Origin of the sequence: Nodosilinea sp. AN01ver1, assembly GCF_050565655.1 — a bacterium.
Lineage (GTDB): Bacteria > Cyanobacteriota > Cyanobacteriia > Phormidesmidales > Phormidesmidaceae > Nodosilinea.
This window is the reverse complement of the sequence record NZ_JBNXVS010000001.1, coordinates 307,997-325,442: the sequence shown is the minus strand read 5'-3', so window position 1 is coordinate 325,442 and position 17,446 is coordinate 307,997. Positions and strand designations below refer to the sequence as shown.

17 protein-coding genes are annotated in these 17,446 nt (G+C 59.5%); 11 read left to right on the top strand and 6 right to left on the bottom strand.

The genetic code is table 11. The features are described 5' to 3' along the window. Positions 1-29: 29 nt before the first annotated feature. The 3 genes from lipA to ACQ4N7_RS01620 all read left to right on the top strand — a co-directional run bounded on the left by lipA (position 30) and on the right by ACQ4N7_RS01620 (position 2,191). A complete protein-coding gene (gene lipA / locus ACQ4N7_RS01630) occupies positions 30-899 on the top strand; it encodes a lipoyl synthase (protein WP_430709872.1) in 870 nt (289 codons plus the stop codon). 135 nt (positions 900-1,034) lie between these two features. Next, positions 1,035-1,598 carry a CAP domain-containing protein gene (locus ACQ4N7_RS01625; protein ID WP_430709871.1) on the top strand — a complete coding sequence of 188 codons (564 nt, stop codon included), beginning with the start codon at positions 1,035-1,037 and terminating at the stop codon, positions 1,596-1,598. A 350-nt stretch (positions 1,599-1,948) separates the two neighbouring features. After that, positions 1,949-2,191 (top strand): DUF4327 family protein, encoded by a 243-nt coding sequence (locus tag ACQ4N7_RS01620; protein WP_430709870.1) that lies wholly within the window; start codon positions 1,949-1,951, stop codon positions 2,189-2,191. Here the strand turns inward: ACQ4N7_RS01620 and ACQ4N7_RS01615 are convergent. Further along, on the bottom strand, positions 2,188-2,586 hold the full coding sequence (locus ACQ4N7_RS01615) for a winged helix-turn-helix transcriptional regulator (RefSeq protein ID WP_430709869.1): 399 nt from the start codon (positions 2,584-2,586) through the stop codon (positions 2,188-2,190). The two genes, ACQ4N7_RS01620 and ACQ4N7_RS01615, sit on opposite strands and share 4 nt — an antisense overlap. 21 nt (positions 2,587-2,607) lie before the next feature. Between ACQ4N7_RS01615 and ACQ4N7_RS01610 the strand changes: the two genes are divergently transcribed. The 3 genes from ACQ4N7_RS01610 to ACQ4N7_RS01600 all read left to right on the top strand — a co-directional run bounded on the left by ACQ4N7_RS01610 (position 2,608) and on the right by ACQ4N7_RS01600 (position 4,714). Then, on the top strand, positions 2,608-2,733 hold the full coding sequence (locus ACQ4N7_RS01610) for a hypothetical protein (protein ID WP_430709868.1): 126 nt from the start codon (positions 2,608-2,610) through the stop codon (positions 2,731-2,733). A gap of 292 nt (positions 2,734-3,025) precedes the next feature. Beyond that, positions 3,026-4,375, top strand: a complete 1,350-nt coding sequence (gene rlmB, locus ACQ4N7_RS01605) for a 23S rRNA (guanosine(2251)-2'-O)-methyltransferase RlmB (RefSeq protein ID WP_430709867.1) — start codon at positions 3,026-3,028, stop codon at positions 4,373-4,375. A gap of 45 nt (positions 4,376-4,420) precedes the next feature. Beyond that, on the top strand, positions 4,421-4,714 hold the full coding sequence (locus tag ACQ4N7_RS01600; RefSeq protein WP_430709866.1) for a DUF1816 domain-containing protein: 294 nt from the start codon (positions 4,421-4,423) through the stop codon (positions 4,712-4,714). 32 nt (positions 4,715-4,746) lie between these two features. Here the strand turns inward: ACQ4N7_RS01600 and ACQ4N7_RS01595 are convergent, their stop codons facing one another. Beyond that, positions 4,747-5,574 (bottom strand): alpha/beta fold hydrolase, encoded by an 828-nt coding sequence (locus tag ACQ4N7_RS01595; RefSeq protein WP_430709865.1) that lies wholly within the window; start codon positions 5,572-5,574, stop codon positions 4,747-4,749. 476 nt (positions 5,575-6,050) lie between these two features. Continuing rightward, positions 6,051-7,667, bottom strand: a complete 1,617-nt coding sequence (locus ACQ4N7_RS01590; protein ID WP_430709864.1) for a hypothetical protein — start codon at positions 7,665-7,667, stop codon at positions 6,051-6,053. Between the two features lie 178 nt (positions 7,668-7,845). Between ACQ4N7_RS01590 and ACQ4N7_RS01585 the strand changes: the two genes are divergently transcribed. Continuing rightward, positions 7,846-8,727 (top strand): DMT family transporter, encoded by an 882-nt coding sequence (locus tag ACQ4N7_RS01585; RefSeq protein ID WP_430709863.1) that lies wholly within the window; start codon positions 7,846-7,848, stop codon positions 8,725-8,727. Between the two features lie 7 nt (positions 8,728-8,734). Here the strand turns inward: ACQ4N7_RS01585 and ACQ4N7_RS01580 are convergent, their stop codons facing one another. Then, complete coding sequence (locus ACQ4N7_RS01580; RefSeq protein WP_430709862.1) at positions 8,735-9,250, bottom strand: HugZ family protein; 516 nt, start codon at positions 9,248-9,250, stop codon at positions 8,735-8,737. A 93-nt stretch (positions 9,251-9,343) separates the two neighbouring features. On the opposite strand from ACQ4N7_RS01580, the gene ACQ4N7_RS01575 reads away from it, so the two are divergent. Next, complete coding sequence (locus ACQ4N7_RS01575; RefSeq protein ID WP_430709861.1) at positions 9,344-9,922, top strand: SRPBCC family protein; 579 nt, start codon at positions 9,344-9,346, stop codon at positions 9,920-9,922. 351 nt (positions 9,923-10,273) lie between these two features. Next, a complete protein-coding gene (locus ACQ4N7_RS01570; protein WP_430709860.1) occupies positions 10,274-10,594 on the top strand; it encodes a hypothetical protein in 321 nt (106 codons plus the stop codon). Between the two features lie 258 nt (positions 10,595-10,852). Here ACQ4N7_RS01570 and ACQ4N7_RS01565 read toward each other — a convergent pair whose 3' ends face one another. Beyond that, positions 10,853-12,244: an IctB family putative bicarbonate transporter gene (locus tag ACQ4N7_RS01565; RefSeq protein WP_430709859.1), complete on the bottom strand. Its 1,392-nt coding sequence runs from the start codon at positions 12,242-12,244 to the stop codon at positions 10,853-10,855. A 314-nt stretch (positions 12,245-12,558) separates the two neighbouring features. Between ACQ4N7_RS01565 and ACQ4N7_RS01560 the strand changes: the two genes are divergently transcribed. Beyond that, positions 12,559-13,731, top strand: a complete 1,173-nt coding sequence (locus ACQ4N7_RS01560; protein WP_430709858.1) for a transaldolase — start codon at positions 12,559-12,561, stop codon at positions 13,729-13,731. Positions 13,732-13,818: 87 nt separating this feature from the next. Here the strand turns inward: ACQ4N7_RS01560 and ACQ4N7_RS01555 are convergent, their stop codons facing one another. After that, positions 13,819-15,384, bottom strand: coding sequence for a phytoene desaturase family protein (locus ACQ4N7_RS01555; RefSeq protein WP_430709857.1), 1,566 nt, complete (start codon positions 15,382-15,384; stop codon positions 13,819-13,821). A 487-nt stretch (positions 15,385-15,871) separates the two neighbouring features. Between ACQ4N7_RS01555 and ACQ4N7_RS01550 the strand changes: the two genes are divergently transcribed. Then, positions 15,872-17,353, top strand: coding sequence for a circularly permuted type 2 ATP-grasp protein (locus ACQ4N7_RS01550; protein WP_430709856.1), 1,482 nt, complete (start codon positions 15,872-15,874; stop codon positions 17,351-17,353). The last annotated feature ends 93 nt before the right edge of the window (positions 17,354-17,446 follow it).

Genomic DNA, 17,446 nt, shown 5'->3' with positions numbered 1-17,446 from the left:
TCACAGACATAGTGTCGGGGTTGAAAACGGTGGCGGTAAAACCAGAGTGGTTACGGGTAAAAGCCCCTCAGTGGGAGCGGGTAGGCGAAGTCAAATCGATTCTGCAAGATCTGGGCCTCAACACCGTTTGTGAAGAGGCTTCGTGCCCTAACATTGGCGAGTGCTTTAAGGCAGGTACAGCCACGTTTTTAATCATGGGGCCAGCCTGTACTCGCGCCTGCCCCTACTGCGACATTGATTTTGAGAAGAAGCCCCAGGCGCTCGACCCTACCGAACCCCTGCGCCTGGCCGAGTCGGTACGGCGTATGCGCCTCAACCACGTGGTGATTACCTCGGTTAACCGCGACGACCTGACCGATGGTGGGGCTAGCCAGTTTGTGGCCTGCATTGAGGCGGTTAAAAAAACGACCCCCGACACCACCATTGAGGTGCTAATTCCTGACCTGTGCGGCAACTGGTCAGCGCTGGAGACCATTCTGGCGTCGCATCCCCACGTGCTCAACCACAACACTGAGACCGTGCCTCGCCTTTACCGCCGGGTACGGCCCCAGGGCGACTATGGCCGCTCCCTCGAACTCCTGCGGCGCAGCCGGGAGCTGGCTCCCTGGGTTTATACCAAGACAGGACTGATGATGGGACTGGGTGAAACCGATGCCGAAGTGCAGCAGGTGATGGATGACCTGCGGGCCGTAGACTGTGACATTTTGACCCTGGGTCAGTACCTCTCGCCGGGGCCAAAGCATTTGCCCGTGGCGGAGTTTGTTACCCCAGCTCAGTTTGACGCTTGGCGAGTAGCCGGGGAGGCCAAGGGATTTTTACAAGTCGTGTCGTCGCCGCTGACCCGCAGTTCGTACCACGCTGAGGCGGTGCGCCAGCTCATGACGCTGCATCCCCGCTAGAGTCTGATAGCGGTTAAAAGCATCCTGGCAATACGGCTGGGGCAATAGTCGGTGGGCTGTGGAACCGCCCCCTTTGAGCTGCGTCAAAGGGGAGGGCAGGGGCGTCTACAGCACCACCATCTTTAGGAGATAGTTATGCAGCCGTGGAAACACATGCTACGCCCTCGACCCAAGAGCGCTGTACTGCTGGCAGCACTTTTGGCGGGGCTGCTGCCGGGATTAGGGATGATATCCGCAGCGGTTCGCGCCGCGAGCCCCGCAGGGCTCGCCCCGGCATCTAGGGCAACACCTGGTGTAACGGTAGCCCAGGTCGAGGTCGCGATCGCCCAGGAACTGCTGCGACTGGTCAATGCTGAACGCCAGCGCGTCAATGCACCGCCCCTGGTGCTCAACGAAAAACTCACCGCTGCCGCCCAGCGCCACTCCCAGGATATGGCGACCAGCCGCCGCATGAGCCACACCGGCTCAGACGGTTCGACGATGCGATCGCGCATTGACGCCACCCAATACCGCTGGTCAACCATTGGCGAAAACGTCGCTATGGGCCAGCCCACCGCCGCCGCCGTCATAAGCGCCTGGATGAGCAGCCCCGGCCACCGCCAGAATATTCTCAACCCGGCCTTTACCGAGCTGGGAGTTGGCCAGGCCACCGGAGGCGGGCGGCTCTACTGGACCCAGGTATTTGCCAGACCCCTCTAGCCTGTTTTTGGGGAGCCTATTTTTGGAGAGTCTGGTTTTAGGGGCAAACGTTGCAACGCTGGTGGACTAAGGCTATGACCAGAATTGAGGACATGCCCTCCGTCGGCCCGGCAAAGCTTTAATCTCAAACCCTAGCGGGATCGCTATAGAAAGTGAGGGGCAAACGGTCGTTTGCCCCTCACTGTTGTTAAGGCATGCCCAAAACGGTGTAACAGACTACAATATTGCGCTTGGTAAACAAAGGTAAGGATACGCATCAACTGCTTTGATCGCCAAAGTTAGAGTCGCACTATGTATATGGGTAGTAAGTAAATGTCCCCATTGCCATCCCGTACAGGAGGGCTACAGCTATGACCACAACAACCACACGATCGCGGCTTGGTCGACACTACACCATCGATGTGATTCGCGACGAGGCCAAGCAGCTGGTAGACTGCGGCACCCTAGATCGCTGCCAGCCGATTTGTGCCCTCTGCGGCTACATTGCCGCCCGAGAGTGGCCCTTTATTGAGGCTGAGCTAGAGGAAAATGACTACGATCTGCGCGATCGCATTGGCGACTTGATCCCCCACGAAACCTGGAGCAACGACTAGCTACGGCGGCGAGGACCGTAGAGCGTAGTCGGGCGTTTTCCGGGGGCATCGCCGCGCGAATCGCTGGGGCTGTGCCTCAGCCAGTGCTGCCCCACCTGGTTGAGGGCAGCCATAATGGGCTGCACCTCCCGCCCCTTCGCCGTAAGCGAATACTCAACCCGCGGGGGCACCTCTGGAAAAACGGTGCGCTTTACCAGGCCGTAGCTTTCTAGCTCCCGCAGGCGAGCGGTCAGCGTCTTGGTACTAATACCAGGCAGCGCCGACAAAAACTCGTTTGTGCGGCGACTGCCCTGAAATAGCTCTTGCAAAATGAGGATGGCCCATTTGCTGCCAATGTACGACAACACCAGATGAACCGGACAATCGAGCTTCGTACCGTTGAATGGGTGAGGCATTGGCATCACTCCGGTATGGGCATGTTATTTTCCATTGTGAAGGATTATTTTGGGGATGTGGTTGATGTGTCAGCAGATGCTGAAGATTTAAGCTTTTTTTCAGTTGAGCCCAAATGCCCACAGCTCTACGGCCACGAGTTGCCCTAGGCCATGTCTAGCGGGTGGGGCTAGTTGTAGGCAGTAGACAGATAGGCAGCTGGCGTTTAGGTTACTAAAAACCCTACCCGCGACGGTTTAAAGGAAAGGATTTTGCCTGGCTCCTTAACATCAGGGCGATCGCGCCCCTGCTGCCGCCCTGCAACCCCGTAGCGCATCCCGATGCTGCTTTTGCAGAACCGGGCAGAGGCCGTAAAAACAGATTGCTAGGGTAAGGGGATAAGGCGTGCTAGCCTAGATTTTCTGCTTAATTTTGGTTTCCAACCCCGTATCAGGTGTGGCCATGTCGACCCCAAAGCCCTCTCGCAACCCCAACCGTCCCTCTGGGGCCAAGCCTCGCCAGCAGTCTGAAGGCTATCGGGGGGGGAAGCCCCGTCAGGGAGAAGGCAAACCCCGCTACGGCGACGACCGGCCCCGCCCTAGCGACAGCAAGCCTCGGCACCAGGGCGACAAGCCCCGCTACCAGGGTGATAAGCCCCGCTACGGCGACGATAAACCTCGCTACGCCGGTGCCAAGCCCCGCTACGGCGACGACAATAAGCCTCGCTTTAAAGACGATAAACCCCGCCAGCAGGGCGACAAACCCCGCTACGACAGCAGTTCGCGCCGAGACGAAAAACCCCGGTACAAAGACGATAAGCCTCGCTATCAGGGCGATAAACCTCGCTACGACGACGGTAAGCCCCGCTACCAGGGCGACAAACCTCGCTACCAGGGCGGCGATTCCTTCCGGCGCTCTACGTCTGCTCCGCCCCGCCAGGTAGCCAGTAGCCAAGGGCTCAGTGAAGGCGACGACAGGCAAGACGATACCGATCTTATCTACGGTCGTCACGCCGTGGAGGCTGCTTTGCAGGCGCAGCGCCCCCTCAACCGGGTATGGGTTAACGATCGCATTCGCTACGATCCCCGATTTTTGACGCTGATTGATGAAGCCAAGGCAAGCGGCGCTGTCATTGACGAAGTCGACACCAAGCGGCTTAACCAAATTACCGGCGGAGCCAACCACCAGGGGATCGCGGCCCAGGCGGCGGCTCACACCTACCACGACCTCGACGAAATGATCGAAGCCGCCCTGGGATCGGCTAAGGTGCCGGTCATTATTGCAGCCGATGGCATTACCGATCCCCACAATTTGGGGGCCATTATTCGCACCGCTGAAGCCCTGGGAGCCCAGGGTATGGTGATCCCCCAGCGGCGGGCCGTGGGGGTAACGGCCACGGTGGCCAAAGTTGCCGCTGGAGCTCTAGAGCACCTGCCTGTGGCGCGAGTGGTCAATCTCAAGCGCGCCCTCGACACCCTTAAAGAAAAGGGCTTCTGGATTTACGGGCTATCTTCAGAGGCTAGTCAGCCGGTGCACCGCACCACCTTCGATCGCCCAACGGTGATCGTAGTGGGGGCTGAGGGTAGCGGCCTGAGCCTCACCGTGCAGCAGAGCTGCGACACACTGGTATCGATTCCACTGCGCGGCACGGTTCCTAGCCTAAATGCATCGGTGGCTACAGGCATGGCGCTCTATGAGATCTATCGTCATCAATGGGTGGCGCAGCTGCAAATTTCCTCTTTGCAAAATCAAAAACAAGGCAGTATAACGAAACATGGGATAGCGTTGCCCCAGGACGGCTTGGAACCGTGATTACCCCATAAAAAATCTTTAGAACTCGGCAGATAGGCAGGATCTATGAAGCATCTTTTAGGTCGTTTTTTAGCGAGCATTTTAGGCCAAAACAAAGCCTGGTGGGTCGAGATCAAAACCAGCCAACCCGCCTGCACCTACTACTTTGGCCCCTTTGACAGTGAGCCTGAGGCCCACGCCGCCAAGGGCGGCTACGTCGAAGATCTGGAGCAGGAAGGGGCACAGAACATTCAAACGGTGGTGCAGCTGTGCAGCCATCCCGAACAGCTCACCATCACCGACGAATGGGATACCCCCGTGGGCGGATTTTCGACCCCGGCCTTCAGCGGTCAACCCTAGCCCCTTTGCTGTCGCTATTTTTGTCGTCGCCGTCAGCTAGGTTTGGCGCTCAAGCCTAGCTCTTGCCGTGCCAACCACTGATCAATATCGTGCAGCATCTGCTCCGGGATTTCCCAGGGCAGTAGGTGAGCGGTATCTGGGTAGCAGTGGCTCTCGGCGATGGGCAGACGAGCCGCCGTTTCTAGGCTGGCCCGGGCGGTAATGTGGCAGTCTTCGGCCCCGCAGAGCACCAGACAGGGAATTGCGATCGCCCCCAGGTCGCTCAGCCGGTCGTATCGCCGTCCCAGGGCGCGGTTGAGGGCGCGATTAGCCTGGGGTGAGGTGCCCAGGTAGGCCGCAAAGCCTTCTTTAGCCAGGCGGCGGTAGGCACCGGGCGTGTGCTGCCGCAGCAGGTATCGGTAGAGCGATCGCTTGCCCAACCCATCTATTACCCAGGGGTGAGCGGGGATCACAACATTAAGTAACGAGGCCAGCCCGGTATTCACGAGTTCTGGCCAGGCAACCGGTGGATGAGCCCCCACGGGCCGGGCCGCCGTCGCAATTAAAATTAGGCCAGCGACGCGATCGGGGTGGCGCAGGGCCAGCTCGATCGCCAGAATGCCGCCCAACGACCAGCCCAGCACCAGGCAGCGCTCGATCCGCTGGGCATCGAGCAGTTCAACCAGGTCGGTGAGGCTATCTTCTAGCTCAAAGGGCAACGATGTCCGGCTGTGACCGTAGCCGCGCAGATCGGGGGCCAGGGTTTGGTAGCAATCGCTCAAACTTTCGGTAAACACCGACATCGTTTTGGCCGATCCAGGGTGGCCATGCAAACACAAAATGGGAAAGCCAGTCCCCCGAATTTCGCAGTAAAGTCGCATCGTGTGGCAGATCTCGAACCCTGTGTAGCCGATTAAATATAGCGCTGACTTAGCTTATGCTCCCGGCTTTATTCTAAGGATTTGGCAATGGGGCTGTCGTCACCCGCTGAACCAGCGGCAGATTTCCCCTTGAGCGCATCGACAAAAACCGTTGGCTAACCGTTTCTGACGGTTCCAAACTCGCTGCATTAGCCGCAGCCAACGGTAGGGGATCAGGCAGGGAATCAGATCAACCAGCCCTAATGGTCCATCAGGCATAGAAACCGGAATTTTTGCCGGGTGCATAACGCTTAGTCCAGTCTCCGCCAAAGCGTTAGCCATACTCAAAAGGCCATTCACAAAGCAGTGCCCCATACAGTGCCCCACACGAAAGGCTATGCCTGAGCAGTCATGATTCCATTCTTGCCAAAGGACAACGAGTGTGTTCCGCCAGGGTTAAACCCAATGCTCAACGCTGATCCCAACCTCGGGCTGGCTCAGTTCAAGGGGATGGCAGGACTGGATTCAGCGGCAGCCGGGTCAGCGGCAGCCTCATTCACCTCCAGGCAGGCAACGGCAGGCTCAGCTTTGTTTAACCCTTCCCCCAGCACCAGGGCAGCATCAGCCGAGCCAGCGCGAACCAGCGTAGACAGCTGATCGAGGTGCCGCTCACTTCCCTGGGGCTCAGACTCTGCTTGGGCCTCGGGGTTGAGGGATAGCCCGTTTGCCTGGAGCCCGCTCGCACGAAGACAGTAGGCTGCGGGGAGGTCCTTGGTAGTGGCGGGGGGTTGAGGACTGAGGCTGAGAGATTCAGGCTGCGACTGGCCCTGGTGAGATGAGAATGCCGGGCTGGGTATTTGGGGCTCCAGAATTCGGGCTTCTGAAGTCCCGGTTTCTGAGGTTTGGGTCGCTGACGGCTGCGCCTCAGCCGCCTCAGGTAACGCCGCTTCAGGAACGGTCAAGGCGGCGGCTGAGCGCAAAGGGCTGAGGCGCGGCGTGCCCTGATTGAGGGGCAGGCTTTCCGGGGGGGCGGTGGTCGCAGACCAGCTTTGAGGGGCCGTTGCGGTGGTGGGGCGGGCGGCGCGTCCCAGACTGTGGTGGGTGAGTGAAGCAGGGGCCGCCGCCGATTGGGGCGTTAGCGTCAAGGCAAGCGTGGCACTCGACTGATGGGTGGTCGATGAATTGGCATCAGCGCTTTCTGGGGCAGAGCTAACCTCCGTACCTGCGGTGGCCAGAGGGGCAGTTTCAGGGATAGCCGCTTCGGCCAGGGCGGGGGCCGGGGCCGAAGCGGCAGGTAGCTCTGCCGGAGAGGACGGCTGAGCCGCCACCACCACTGTCGCATCGTCGGCTGGCGAGCTGGGCGTAGCCCCGTGTAGTCTGGCTGTTAACCCTGCCGATAACTGGGTGGAGGCGGTGGTAATCACCGGGGCGGGTTGCTGCGATCGCGCGCTGTAGCCCTGGTGCCGCGCAAGCGCAATAGAGTAGCTGTCGGTCGGTCGGGCCGAAGCGACCGGGCCGAGGGCAATGGCCGTGCTCGCGGTCGATGACAGCCCCAGCTCTGGAGCCGCCACGTTGGGCCGTGCCCCATTCGGCTGGGGTAGGGTGGGCAAAGCGGTGGCTTCCGCAGCACTGGGAGGGGCAGGCAGCGCTGCGGAACGCGCTTCTAGAATCGTTTCTGAGGGTGGCTCTACCGCCGCCTGGGGCACTGGACGCGGGGGAGTGGCGGTGAGGGCGGCAGGCAGTGGCGCTGTGGCTATAGGTGTGTTGGATGACAGCATTGCCCTGTTTTGGGTGCGCAGGCGCTGCAGTCGGGCGCGCAGCTGCTCGGCCTGGGGTACTGTTTGCCCAGCGCCGCCCGATCGACTGGCCAAGGGTGAGGCCTGAGTCGAGCGCGGGCTAAAGCGAGCCCGGTTGAGCCCATCCAGCCGCGCTCGCAGTTCGGGGCGGGCCACCGGGCTAGAGGAAGTGGCCCTCAACCCTGGCTGAGCTTTGACCTCAGCGGTGTCATCACCGTCGGGTGGGGTGGTGCCCAAATCTGGAGGGCTGGATTGTTCGGCGCTACAGGCCGCTAAAGCCAGTAGCCCGCTGCACGATGCTAGAGCCCAGACACGCATAACTCAAAATTCCTAGGATTGGTCTGATTGTCTTGGTTCTCTCTACGGCAGTCGCGCTGTTGATCAGCACAATCCTCGGGTAGAAGTGTAAAGATTCTGTTGCATTCCGCTATGGTGACAGTACCTAAGTTTCGCAAGACGTTTTGCAGGATGTTGGCCAACGCCGACCCAATAGCCTATGCGCGGTGAACTAGCGGCTCTGATGGCGGCCTGTCTGTGGGCGATCGCCACGGTTATGTTTGGGCGGTTGGGCAAGGCGCTGTCTCCCCTGGTACTCAACCTGGCCAAGGGGGCGATCGCCCTGGTGCTGCTGGCCCTTACCCTGCTGCTGCTGGGGCAGAGCACCGCTGGCCTAGACCGACAGGCGATCGGCTGGTTGGTGCTCAGCGGCGTGATTGGCATTGGCCTGGGCGACACGGCCTACTTTGCCGCCATCAACCGGCTTGGCCCCCGGCGAGCCCTGCTGCTCGAAACCCTGGCCCCACCCATCGCCGCGCTGATGGCGCTGGTGTTTTTGCAGGAGGCGCTGAGCACCCGGTCGTGGTTGGGAATTGCCCTCACCCTGGCGGGGGTAGTCTGGGTGATTGCCGAGCGGTTGCCCGAGGGCGCTACCCCTGGTCGGGTCGACTACCGAGGCGTGGTCTATGGGGTGCTGGCGGCCCTGGGCCAAGCGACGGGCGCGGTGATGTCGCGGGCGGTGCTGGCCGACACGGCTGTCGATCCCCTCTGGAGTTCGCTGCTGCGGCTGGCGGGGGGCGGCGTGATTATTCTGGGCATTTTGCGCTACCAGGGGCCAGTAAGCGGAGCGCTGCGACCGCTGCGATCGACCCGATTACTGGCAGGGGTGGCCCTGGCCGCCATCCTGGGCACCTACCTGGCCATTTACCTTCAGCAAATGGCCCTCAAGTATGCGGCGACCGGGGTGGCCCAGGCGCTGACCTCCACCAGCCCGCTGTTTGTGCTGCCGCTGGCCGCGGCCCTGGGCGATCGCGTCAGCCTGCGAGCGGTGGCCGGGGCGGCGGTGGCCCTGGCGGGCATTGCCATTCTGGTCAACGGCTAGCCTCTTATTATTGACCAGGCCCATTGTCTGGTCCGGTTTGGGGAGGGCCAACCAGCTGGTTCAGGTTTTGGGCATCGACGGCGTAGGCGGCCCCAAACCCCATTACAAAGCGCCCGCTCTGGGGACTGAGGCAAAAAATTTGGAAATCGTCCAGCGATCGCAGCATGGCAATAATCTCCCCAAAGCGCTGCTCAAAGCGATCGGCCACCGTCTCCCAGTCGGCGGTGCCCCGCGGCAGCAGCTGAGCCTGACAGTCGTAGGTAATGCGCTGGCGAGCAAACACCTGCCCCGCCTCGGCCTCATCCTCAATTAGCAGAACGCTGGCCAGGCCGGTGTTGTGCAGGTTTTGAGTGTGGGCCGATAGACCGCTGGTAAAGATATAGAGCCGATAGTCGTCGTCGATCACGTAGGGAGCATAGCTGGCCTGGGGTGCGCCCTCGCCGTTGACCGTGCTCAGCATCAGGCTGCGCACTCGGGTGGGTAGCCCCTGGTAAGCGGCTAAAACTGAATCAAAACTAGGCATGGCGATGGTTGATACGCTGCAAATACAACCGAGAATACTGTAGCGGCCGAGGCGGGTTGCGCTACAGTAATTGAAGTCTGGTTCTCTGGTATTATGTCGCGTTTATCCCGTCAGGTTCAGCCGGCTGAGGCCTATCTGGCCAAACTAACCGAGGCTGATTGGGCAACCCTGGCCAAGCGCGATGTGGTGGTCAAAGGTGGCCAGGGTCAGTACGGCCTCATGGTTGCAACCACCGTTTCCCATGCCGCCGCCTGGGCCGTGCTGACCGACTACAGCAGCTTTGAAACCTTCTTGCCGACGGTGGTCAAGAGTCGAGTAGTTGAAACCGAGGGCGATCGCACCATTGTCGAACAGATCGATCGGCGGCGCATCATGCTCCACACGATGGAATCTAAAGTACTGACTGAGAACCTGGAGCTAGACGGCCAGCAGATTAGCTTTCGACTGCTGGAAGGCAATCTCGAATATATGTACGGCCACTGGCGCATTGATGCCGCCCCGCCGTCCTTAGGGAATGGCCTGCCCTGCCTGCTGTCGCAGCAGGTGCGGGCCGAAGCCGATGTCGGCCCCTTTAAAGCCATGTTCTACAAGCTGTTTGAAGCCAGTTTGGTTGACACAATGAAAGCCCTGCGAGCAGAAATGGAGCGGCGAGCCGCTTCGTCTAATCTTTAGGGAACATGAACTTTTAGGCATTTTTACGGGGTTTAGCCGAAAAACCCCAGACAGAATCGCGTTTTACCAGATACTAAGGAGAAGTACAGCGGTCAATAGCTCAACCTATGGGCTTTTCCGGACGCTGTAAAGACTCGTAGAATAACGGTTAAGGGGCGTCCCCTCAGGTCGGATTTTGATCCCTGCTCGGTTTACGGTGTTCTCTCCCCCTTTATCAACCAAACATTCCGGCTGGGAATGTAAGGAAATCATAAAGGACTCATCAATTCCATCCCTTCGCCTGGGTAATCTCAAGGAAGGTGCTGATGGCATAGGTTGTTCGGTCGGTCGTTTGCTTTTGGTGTTTGGGACATGCACACTCCGTTTTCCGCCAGTTTTAGCGACTATGCCCCGGTCGTCGACCATCTACTGTTCTACAAAATCATCAACGACTCCGACGGCATTCGGCTGCGCATTTGGGAAAGCGCCACCGACCTCGATCAAAGCCCATCGCCCTATCTCTACATTCTCAATCTGCGGGTAGCCTCGATCGCCGAGGCCAAAAAACGCCTCAAGGCTCACCTCGCTCTCAACGGCGGCACCCTGGCCACCGGCCAAGCCCTACCCTTCAAGGGCAAAGTCAAGCTTATGCCCCACGCCACCTGGGACGGCACCCAGGGAGACGACGACTAGGCTTACTGCACCAGCTTCAGCCTCATTGGCCACGTTACAGCCTGGTCTCGAAAGGCCGTTCCCTGAGCGAAGTCGAAGGGAACCGTTCAGCGAATTGAAGTACCCGCTCCCTAAGCAAAACCGAAGGAAACCACTCCCTCAGCAGAAGTGCAGTACCCGTTCCCTGAGCGAAGTCGTTGGTGTTCGCGAAGCGAGTACTGGGTACTCAGCCGCTCCAAAGGGGCTGGGGGAACCGGCTACCACAGATCTACGCCTGCATTATTCTTGTTGTAGTTTAAAGGAACGCTTGCTCAACGCCGGGTAGTAGCTGGCCACGATCGCGATCGCCATCCACCACAGGGTGCTAATCTGGGGCCGATACATGACCGTGTCGGCAATGCCCTGGCCCAAAATGCCGACAATTGATGCGATCGCCCCCATCAGCCAATAGCCCTGGGCATCCTGGGTTTCCCGCAGCCGCTGGAGCTGCACCCAGCTCTGGTGAAACAGCAGCAGCAGCAGCCACAAAAACGCCAGGATGCCAAATAGGCCGCCCTCAACCAGCACCTCTAGAAACACCGAGTAGGCGCTCAAAGCCGTGTAGCGAGGCCGCTGAAACAGCGGGTACACGCTGTTAAACGCATCGTTGCCGGGGCCAATGCCCAGCACGGGGCGGGCGCGAATCATATCGATTACCCCGGCCCACACATTCATGCGGAAGTTGTTGCTGCTGTCGGCTCGCCCCACAAAGATGCTCAGCACCCGCGCCCGTAGCGCATCGACTGAAATTACCCCCAGCACCACCACAGCCGCCGCCCCGCCCAGCAGTACCGGCAGCGCCCAGCGCTTCCAGAAGGGCGAAAACCAGATGCTCCAGTACTGCACGACCAGTATCATCAGCACGAAACCGGCAATCAAAAAGCCGATCCAGCCGCCCCGGCTGAGGGTCAAAATCAGGCACAGAGTGTTGATCAGAGCGGCCAGCAGCGCCAGACCTTTGGGCACCCAGCGCGGCCAGGCGAACACCGCAACCGTGCTCATCATGATGCCTGGAATCAGATAGCCCGCCAGCAGGTTGGGGTTGCCCAAGAAACTGTAAACCCGCGTCACATCGGCCACCGCCGAGTTGGCATCGACCCAGGTGGCCAGGGCCGTGGCCCCAAAGAAGTACTGGCGCAGCCCGTATACCGCCACCGGCAGCGTCGTCAAAATGTAGGCCAGAATCAGCAGCCCCCTGGCCCTGGGCTGTCGCGCCACCCGCGCAATCAATAAAAACAGCAGAATATTGAGCGAGAGTTTGATCAACCCCGTCAGCGCTGCGCCCCGTACCGGCGACAGAGCCGTGGCCAGCACCATAATTCCCCAGTAGACCGCGACCGCGACGTGCACGGGCGACAGGCCCGGCCCCGCCTCGTCGGTCAGGGTTAGCAGAGCCCACAGGGCTGCCGCCGCCAGCAGCAGCACCCCAATCAGGGTGGTCGAAACGTAAGGGGCCAGGGCAAACAGCACCACCACAATGGCCAGCCCAATCCAGTCGCCCCAGGGCAGCAGCCAGCTGCCCTGCCGCCACCGCCGCAGCGGCGCTAGCACCTGATGCAGAAGGCTGGCCTCGCGCCATTGCTCAAGGGTAAAGGTTGACAGGGTGATCTGTTGCCAGACAGAGGTCAGCATAGGTACTGGTGTGATGAAATCTTTCCCATCATGCCAAGCTTTGGCTGAGTTGGAGTAGTCAATTGATTTCTTTCAGCCGCAAAAAATTGGGCCTAGCATTCTAGCCAAGGGTTGAGGATGCCTCTCAGGCGCTCGAACGCAATCGCCAAACCCTTAAGAAACCGTTAGGAATCGCGAGTTGTTCAGGGGGTACGCAATGTTTCGTAATGGCCCGGTAGCTTTAATTAAGGGTTAATCATGCCCTCAGACGCCCTGTTTAGAATGTGAGCAACAGAAGAAAGTCCCCTTGCTCCCTCAATTTCCAGGAGAAACCCATGGCCAGCCTTTTAGAGCAGCTCAGGCAAATGACCGTTGTTGTCGCCGACACTGGCGACATTCAAGCCATTGAGAAATTTACCCCCCGCGACGCCACCACCAACCCTTCACTGATTACGGCGGCGGCGCAAATGCCCCAGTATCAAACCATCATGGACGATACTCTGCTCAAGGCCAAAGCCGATGCGGGGTCGGGCGCTTCCGATAAAGACATTGCCAATCTGGCTTTTAAGCACCTGGCTGTGGCCTTTGGCCGCAAGATTCTCGATATTATTCCGGGTCGAGTGTCTACCGAAGTGGATGCTCGCCAAAGCTATGACACCGAGGCCACGGTAGCCACCGCGCGGGAGATCATTCAGCAGTACGATGACCTGGGCATTACCCCAGAGCGGGTGCTGATCAAGATTGCCTCTACCTGGGAGGGCATCAAAGCCGCTGAAATTTTGGAAAAAGAGGGCATTCACTGCAACCTGACGCTGCTGTTTGGGCTGCACCAGGCGATCGCCTGTGCCGATGCTGGGGTTACCCTGATCTCTCCCTTTGTGGGCCGCATTCTCGACTGGTACAAAAAAGACACGGGCCGCGACGATTACGCCCCCCACGAAGACCCCGGCGTGCTGTCGGTCACCGAGATCTACAACTACTACAAAAAGTTTGGTTACAAGACCGAGGTGATGGGGGCCAGCTTCCGCAACCTGGGCGAAATTACCGAACTGGCGGGCTGCGATTTGCTGACGATTTCGCCCCAGCTGCTGGCTCAGCTGGACAGCAACCAGGCCGACCTGCCCCGCAAGCTCGACCCCGACAAGGCCGCGAAGCTGGATATTGAAAAGCTGACCATTGACGAGGCCACCTTCCGGTCGATGCACGAGAGCGATCGCATGGCCAAAGAAAAGCTTGACGAAGGCATCAAGGGCTTTAGCAAGGCGCTGGAAACCCTGGAAGACCTGCTGGCCACCCGCCTGAGCCAGCTCTCCCAGGGCGAGCAGATGGTCGGCCACGCCCGCGACGATCTGTTTAAGGCCTACGATCTCGATGGCGACGGCTTCATTACCCGCGAAGAGTGGCTCGGCACCGATGCCGTGTTTGACGCCCTCGACCTCGACCACGACGGCAAGCTCTCTCCAGCCGAAATTGGGGCTGGGCTGGGGGCAGCCTTTCAGTTAGTCTAGGCACTTGGGTCAAGTTCGACTTCTAGAAACGTCTAGAACCGTCAATCTGGCGGGGGTGAACAGCTGTTTACCCCCGCCAGCGCTTTCTTAGGCAGTGGCTAGCGAGGGTTGCAGACCGATACCGGCGGGCGATCGCCGCACCGACTGGCCTGTAATCAGCTCCACCACATCCATGCCGTTGCTAATCACGCCCGGCACGCTGGGGTAGCCGGCGCTGGCTCCGACCAAAAACAGGTTGGGTAGCTCTGTCTGGTAGCCCAGGCGGTTTAGCCCCACCTGGCGAGGCACCAGCTTAGCGCCGTAGATATTGCCCTGGGGCTGGCCCAGGTAGTGCTCGCTGGTGGTGGGTGTGCCGTAGACCTTCATGCGGGCGTAGCGATCGACATCGGGAATCAGGTCGCGCACGCTGGCCATCACCGTCTGGTAGACCTCGCGCTTTTTCGCCTTATAGGCCTTGGGGTCGGTGTCGTGCAGCTGCTTAAAGGGCTCGTAGGGGCACACCGTCGCAATTTCGAGCACGTGGTGCCCAGCGGGGGCCATACCCGGCGCGCTCGATTTGAGCGTGGGGCAAGACAGAAAAATCCACGGATGCTCCAGGTTGCCCTGCAGCTGCCGCCGATACTCCTGATTGAGATCGCCCGTGGGGTAGTACCAGATATTCCCGTTGCCAATGCCGTAGTTGGCGGGGTCAAAGCGCTCATCCAGGCCCAGGTAGATGTTGAAGGCGCTGGCCGAATACTCATAGCCGGTCAGGCGCTGGCGTTCGGCCGAACTGAGCTCGGCCCCGTGCATCAGCTCTACCGTCAGCTTGGGGTCGAGATCGCTGATGTAGTGGTGGGTCGCGGCGTAGTCAGTGCCTCCCGCCGTCACCCACTGCACCTGGCCGTCGCGCACCTCAATGTGCTCGACTGGGGCCATATAGTGCACAGTGCCGCCCCCCTCCACGATCGCATCGACAATGGTGTCGACAAACCCCTTAAAGTGGTGCTTCGGGTAGTAGGCCCCCTCGGCGTAGTCCCAGACCAGGGCGGTGTGGGTGATCAGGGCAATCTCTTCGGGCGGTAGAGCGTAGTCACCGCTTTGCCCGGCCAGCAGGGCCTGGAGCTGGAGCGGCATACCCACCTGGTTGTAGAGGTCTTGCAGGGTCCAGGAGCGCTTGCTAAACAGGTTCAAATATTTGGGCAATTTGAGCCAGTCGTGCCATCGCTGGTCGTACCAGCGGATCTCCTGGTTGAGATCGTGCATTTCGCGGTGGAGGCGCTTAATTTCGTCGCAGTAGCGGTTGATTGGGCCTGCGGCCTCCGGAAACTGGTTGAGCAGGCGGTGCCGAAACGTTTCCCAGCCCAACGGAATGGCAAAGTCTACGACGGGGGTAATCACTCGATCGATGCAGTCGGGATCGAGGGGGTTGAAGGTGACCTCGCGATCGATGTAGTGCAGGAATTGATCGATCGCCTGCCCCGGCCCGCACTGAGAGATATAGTGCACATCGGCGCAGAAGCGGTAGTCACCGTAGTCGAAGGTGTGGCAGCAGCCCCCCGGCAGGTAGTGCTTTTCGAGCACAGCAACCCGATAACCCTGACGAGTCAGACAGGCGGCGGTCGAAAGACCTCCTAACCCTGCTCCTAAAACAACGTAGTCAAACTGTTCCATAGCGCAGTTTTCCCCGCAGATACAGCAAGCAGCAAGGACGTCAGAACCCGATGTCTAAACGGTTCAATGGTTCTGGTAAATCTACTTAAATGATCGCTCCTGCGTTAACTAACCTTGGAGAAACGATAAAAAACGATCGCATTAGACAGAAAATTAAATCTTCTGACCACAGAAAAGAGCTGGCCTGGCGGCGTTCAAGCCAGTGCGATCGCCTGCCATACACCCTTCAATTTGGTCAGCCCCGATTCGTCATCAGGCACCCCGCAGGGGCGCAGCATGCTGCGCCCCTACAACCGGGAGATACTCGTTCAAACCTTTGTATTAATCCCAATGGCTACGGTAGCAAAACGGCACGCTTGAGCCAGTAGGCACCCCAAATTCGTATCACAAACTACAGCTTTAGGGCGGCTCTCCCCGGTAATGATCAGCCTATGGCGCTCTCGCTGTAGCGTCGATACCGCAAGCCCTGTAGTTTGGGAGACCCCTGGTGCTATTTGACGCCTACGACCCCGGCGATTTTTTTGATGAACTATTTGTTGCTCCCGGCCAACCTCGCCCCGAAGCCGATTTGCTGATCCAGCGGGTCAACGCCCTGGCTCTGAGCGATCTACAGCAGCGGCAGCAAACTGCACAAAATGCCCTATTTAAGCTGGGGGTCACGTTTAACGTCTACAGCGACAATCAGGGCACCGAGCGAATCTTGCCCTTCGATGTCATTCCCCGCGTGGTGCCCGGCCACGAGTGGGAGTGGCTCGAAAAAGGCCTCAAGCAGCGCATCTATGCGCTCAACTGCTTCATCCACGATGTCTACAACGACCAAAAAATTCTCAACGATGGCGTCATTCCCCGCCACGTGGTGGAGTCGGCACCGGGCTTTCTGAAGCCCTGCATGGGGCTAAATCCGCCCAACAATATCTGGTGCCACATCACCGGCACCGACCTGGTGCGCGACAAAGACGGTCGCTGGTACGTGCTCGAAGACAACATGCGCTGCCCTTCCGGCGTCTCCTACGTACTGGAGAACCGGCGAGTGATGAAGAACACCTTCCCGCACCTGTTTGCGGCCATGGATATCGCGGCGGTAGACGACTACGCCAGCCAGCTGCTCGAAACCCTGCTCAACCTGGTGCCCGAAACCCTGATCAATCCTCGGGTGGCGGTGCTGACGCCCGGTATGTACAACTCGGCCTACTTCGAGCACTCGTTTTTGGCCCAGCAGATGGGGGCTGAACTAGTAGAAGGGCGCGATCTGGTGGTGTCAGATGGCTACCTCAAAATGCGCACCACCAAAGGTCTGGAGCGAGTCGATGTCGTGTATCGCCGCATCGATGACGACTTCATTGACCCGCTGGCCTTTCGGCCCGACTCGCTGCTGGGGGTGCCGGGGCTGATGGAGGTGTACCGGGCTGGACGGGTAGCGCTCGCCAATGCCCTCGGGACTGGCGTGGCTGACGACAAGCTGGTCTACGCCTACGTGCCGCAGATGATTCGCTACTACCTCGACGAAAACCAGATTATTCCCAACGTGCCCACCTACCTGTGCGAAGACGAGACCCAGCAGGCCCACGTGCTGACCAACCTTGACCAGCTCGTGGTGAAGGCCACCAACGCCTCGGGCGGCTACGGCATGCTGGTCGGCCCCCACGCCAGCGAAGATGAGAGGGCTGAATTTGGCGATCGCATTCGCGCCAACCCCAGGGGCTACATCGCCCAGCCCACCCTCTGTCTATCGCGAGTACCCACCCTGATCGACGATACCTTTGAGGGCTGCCACGTCGATCTCAGGCCCTACATCCTCTACGGCCAGGATATCTACGTCAACCCCGGTGGCCTCACCCGCGTCGCCCTCAAGCGCGGCTCGCTGGTGGTCAACTCATCCCAGGGCGGCGGCAGCAAAGACACCTGGGTGGTGAAATCGGTCAACCCAAATGCCCAGCTGCCGATTCAAAGCCAGACTCAAAGCCAATAGAACATTAGGCGCAAGCGCGCAGAGCAACAGTAGGTCCAAGAACTGATTAGGATATGAATAGCTCACCCCTGAGTTAACTAGTTGTAGGGCTTC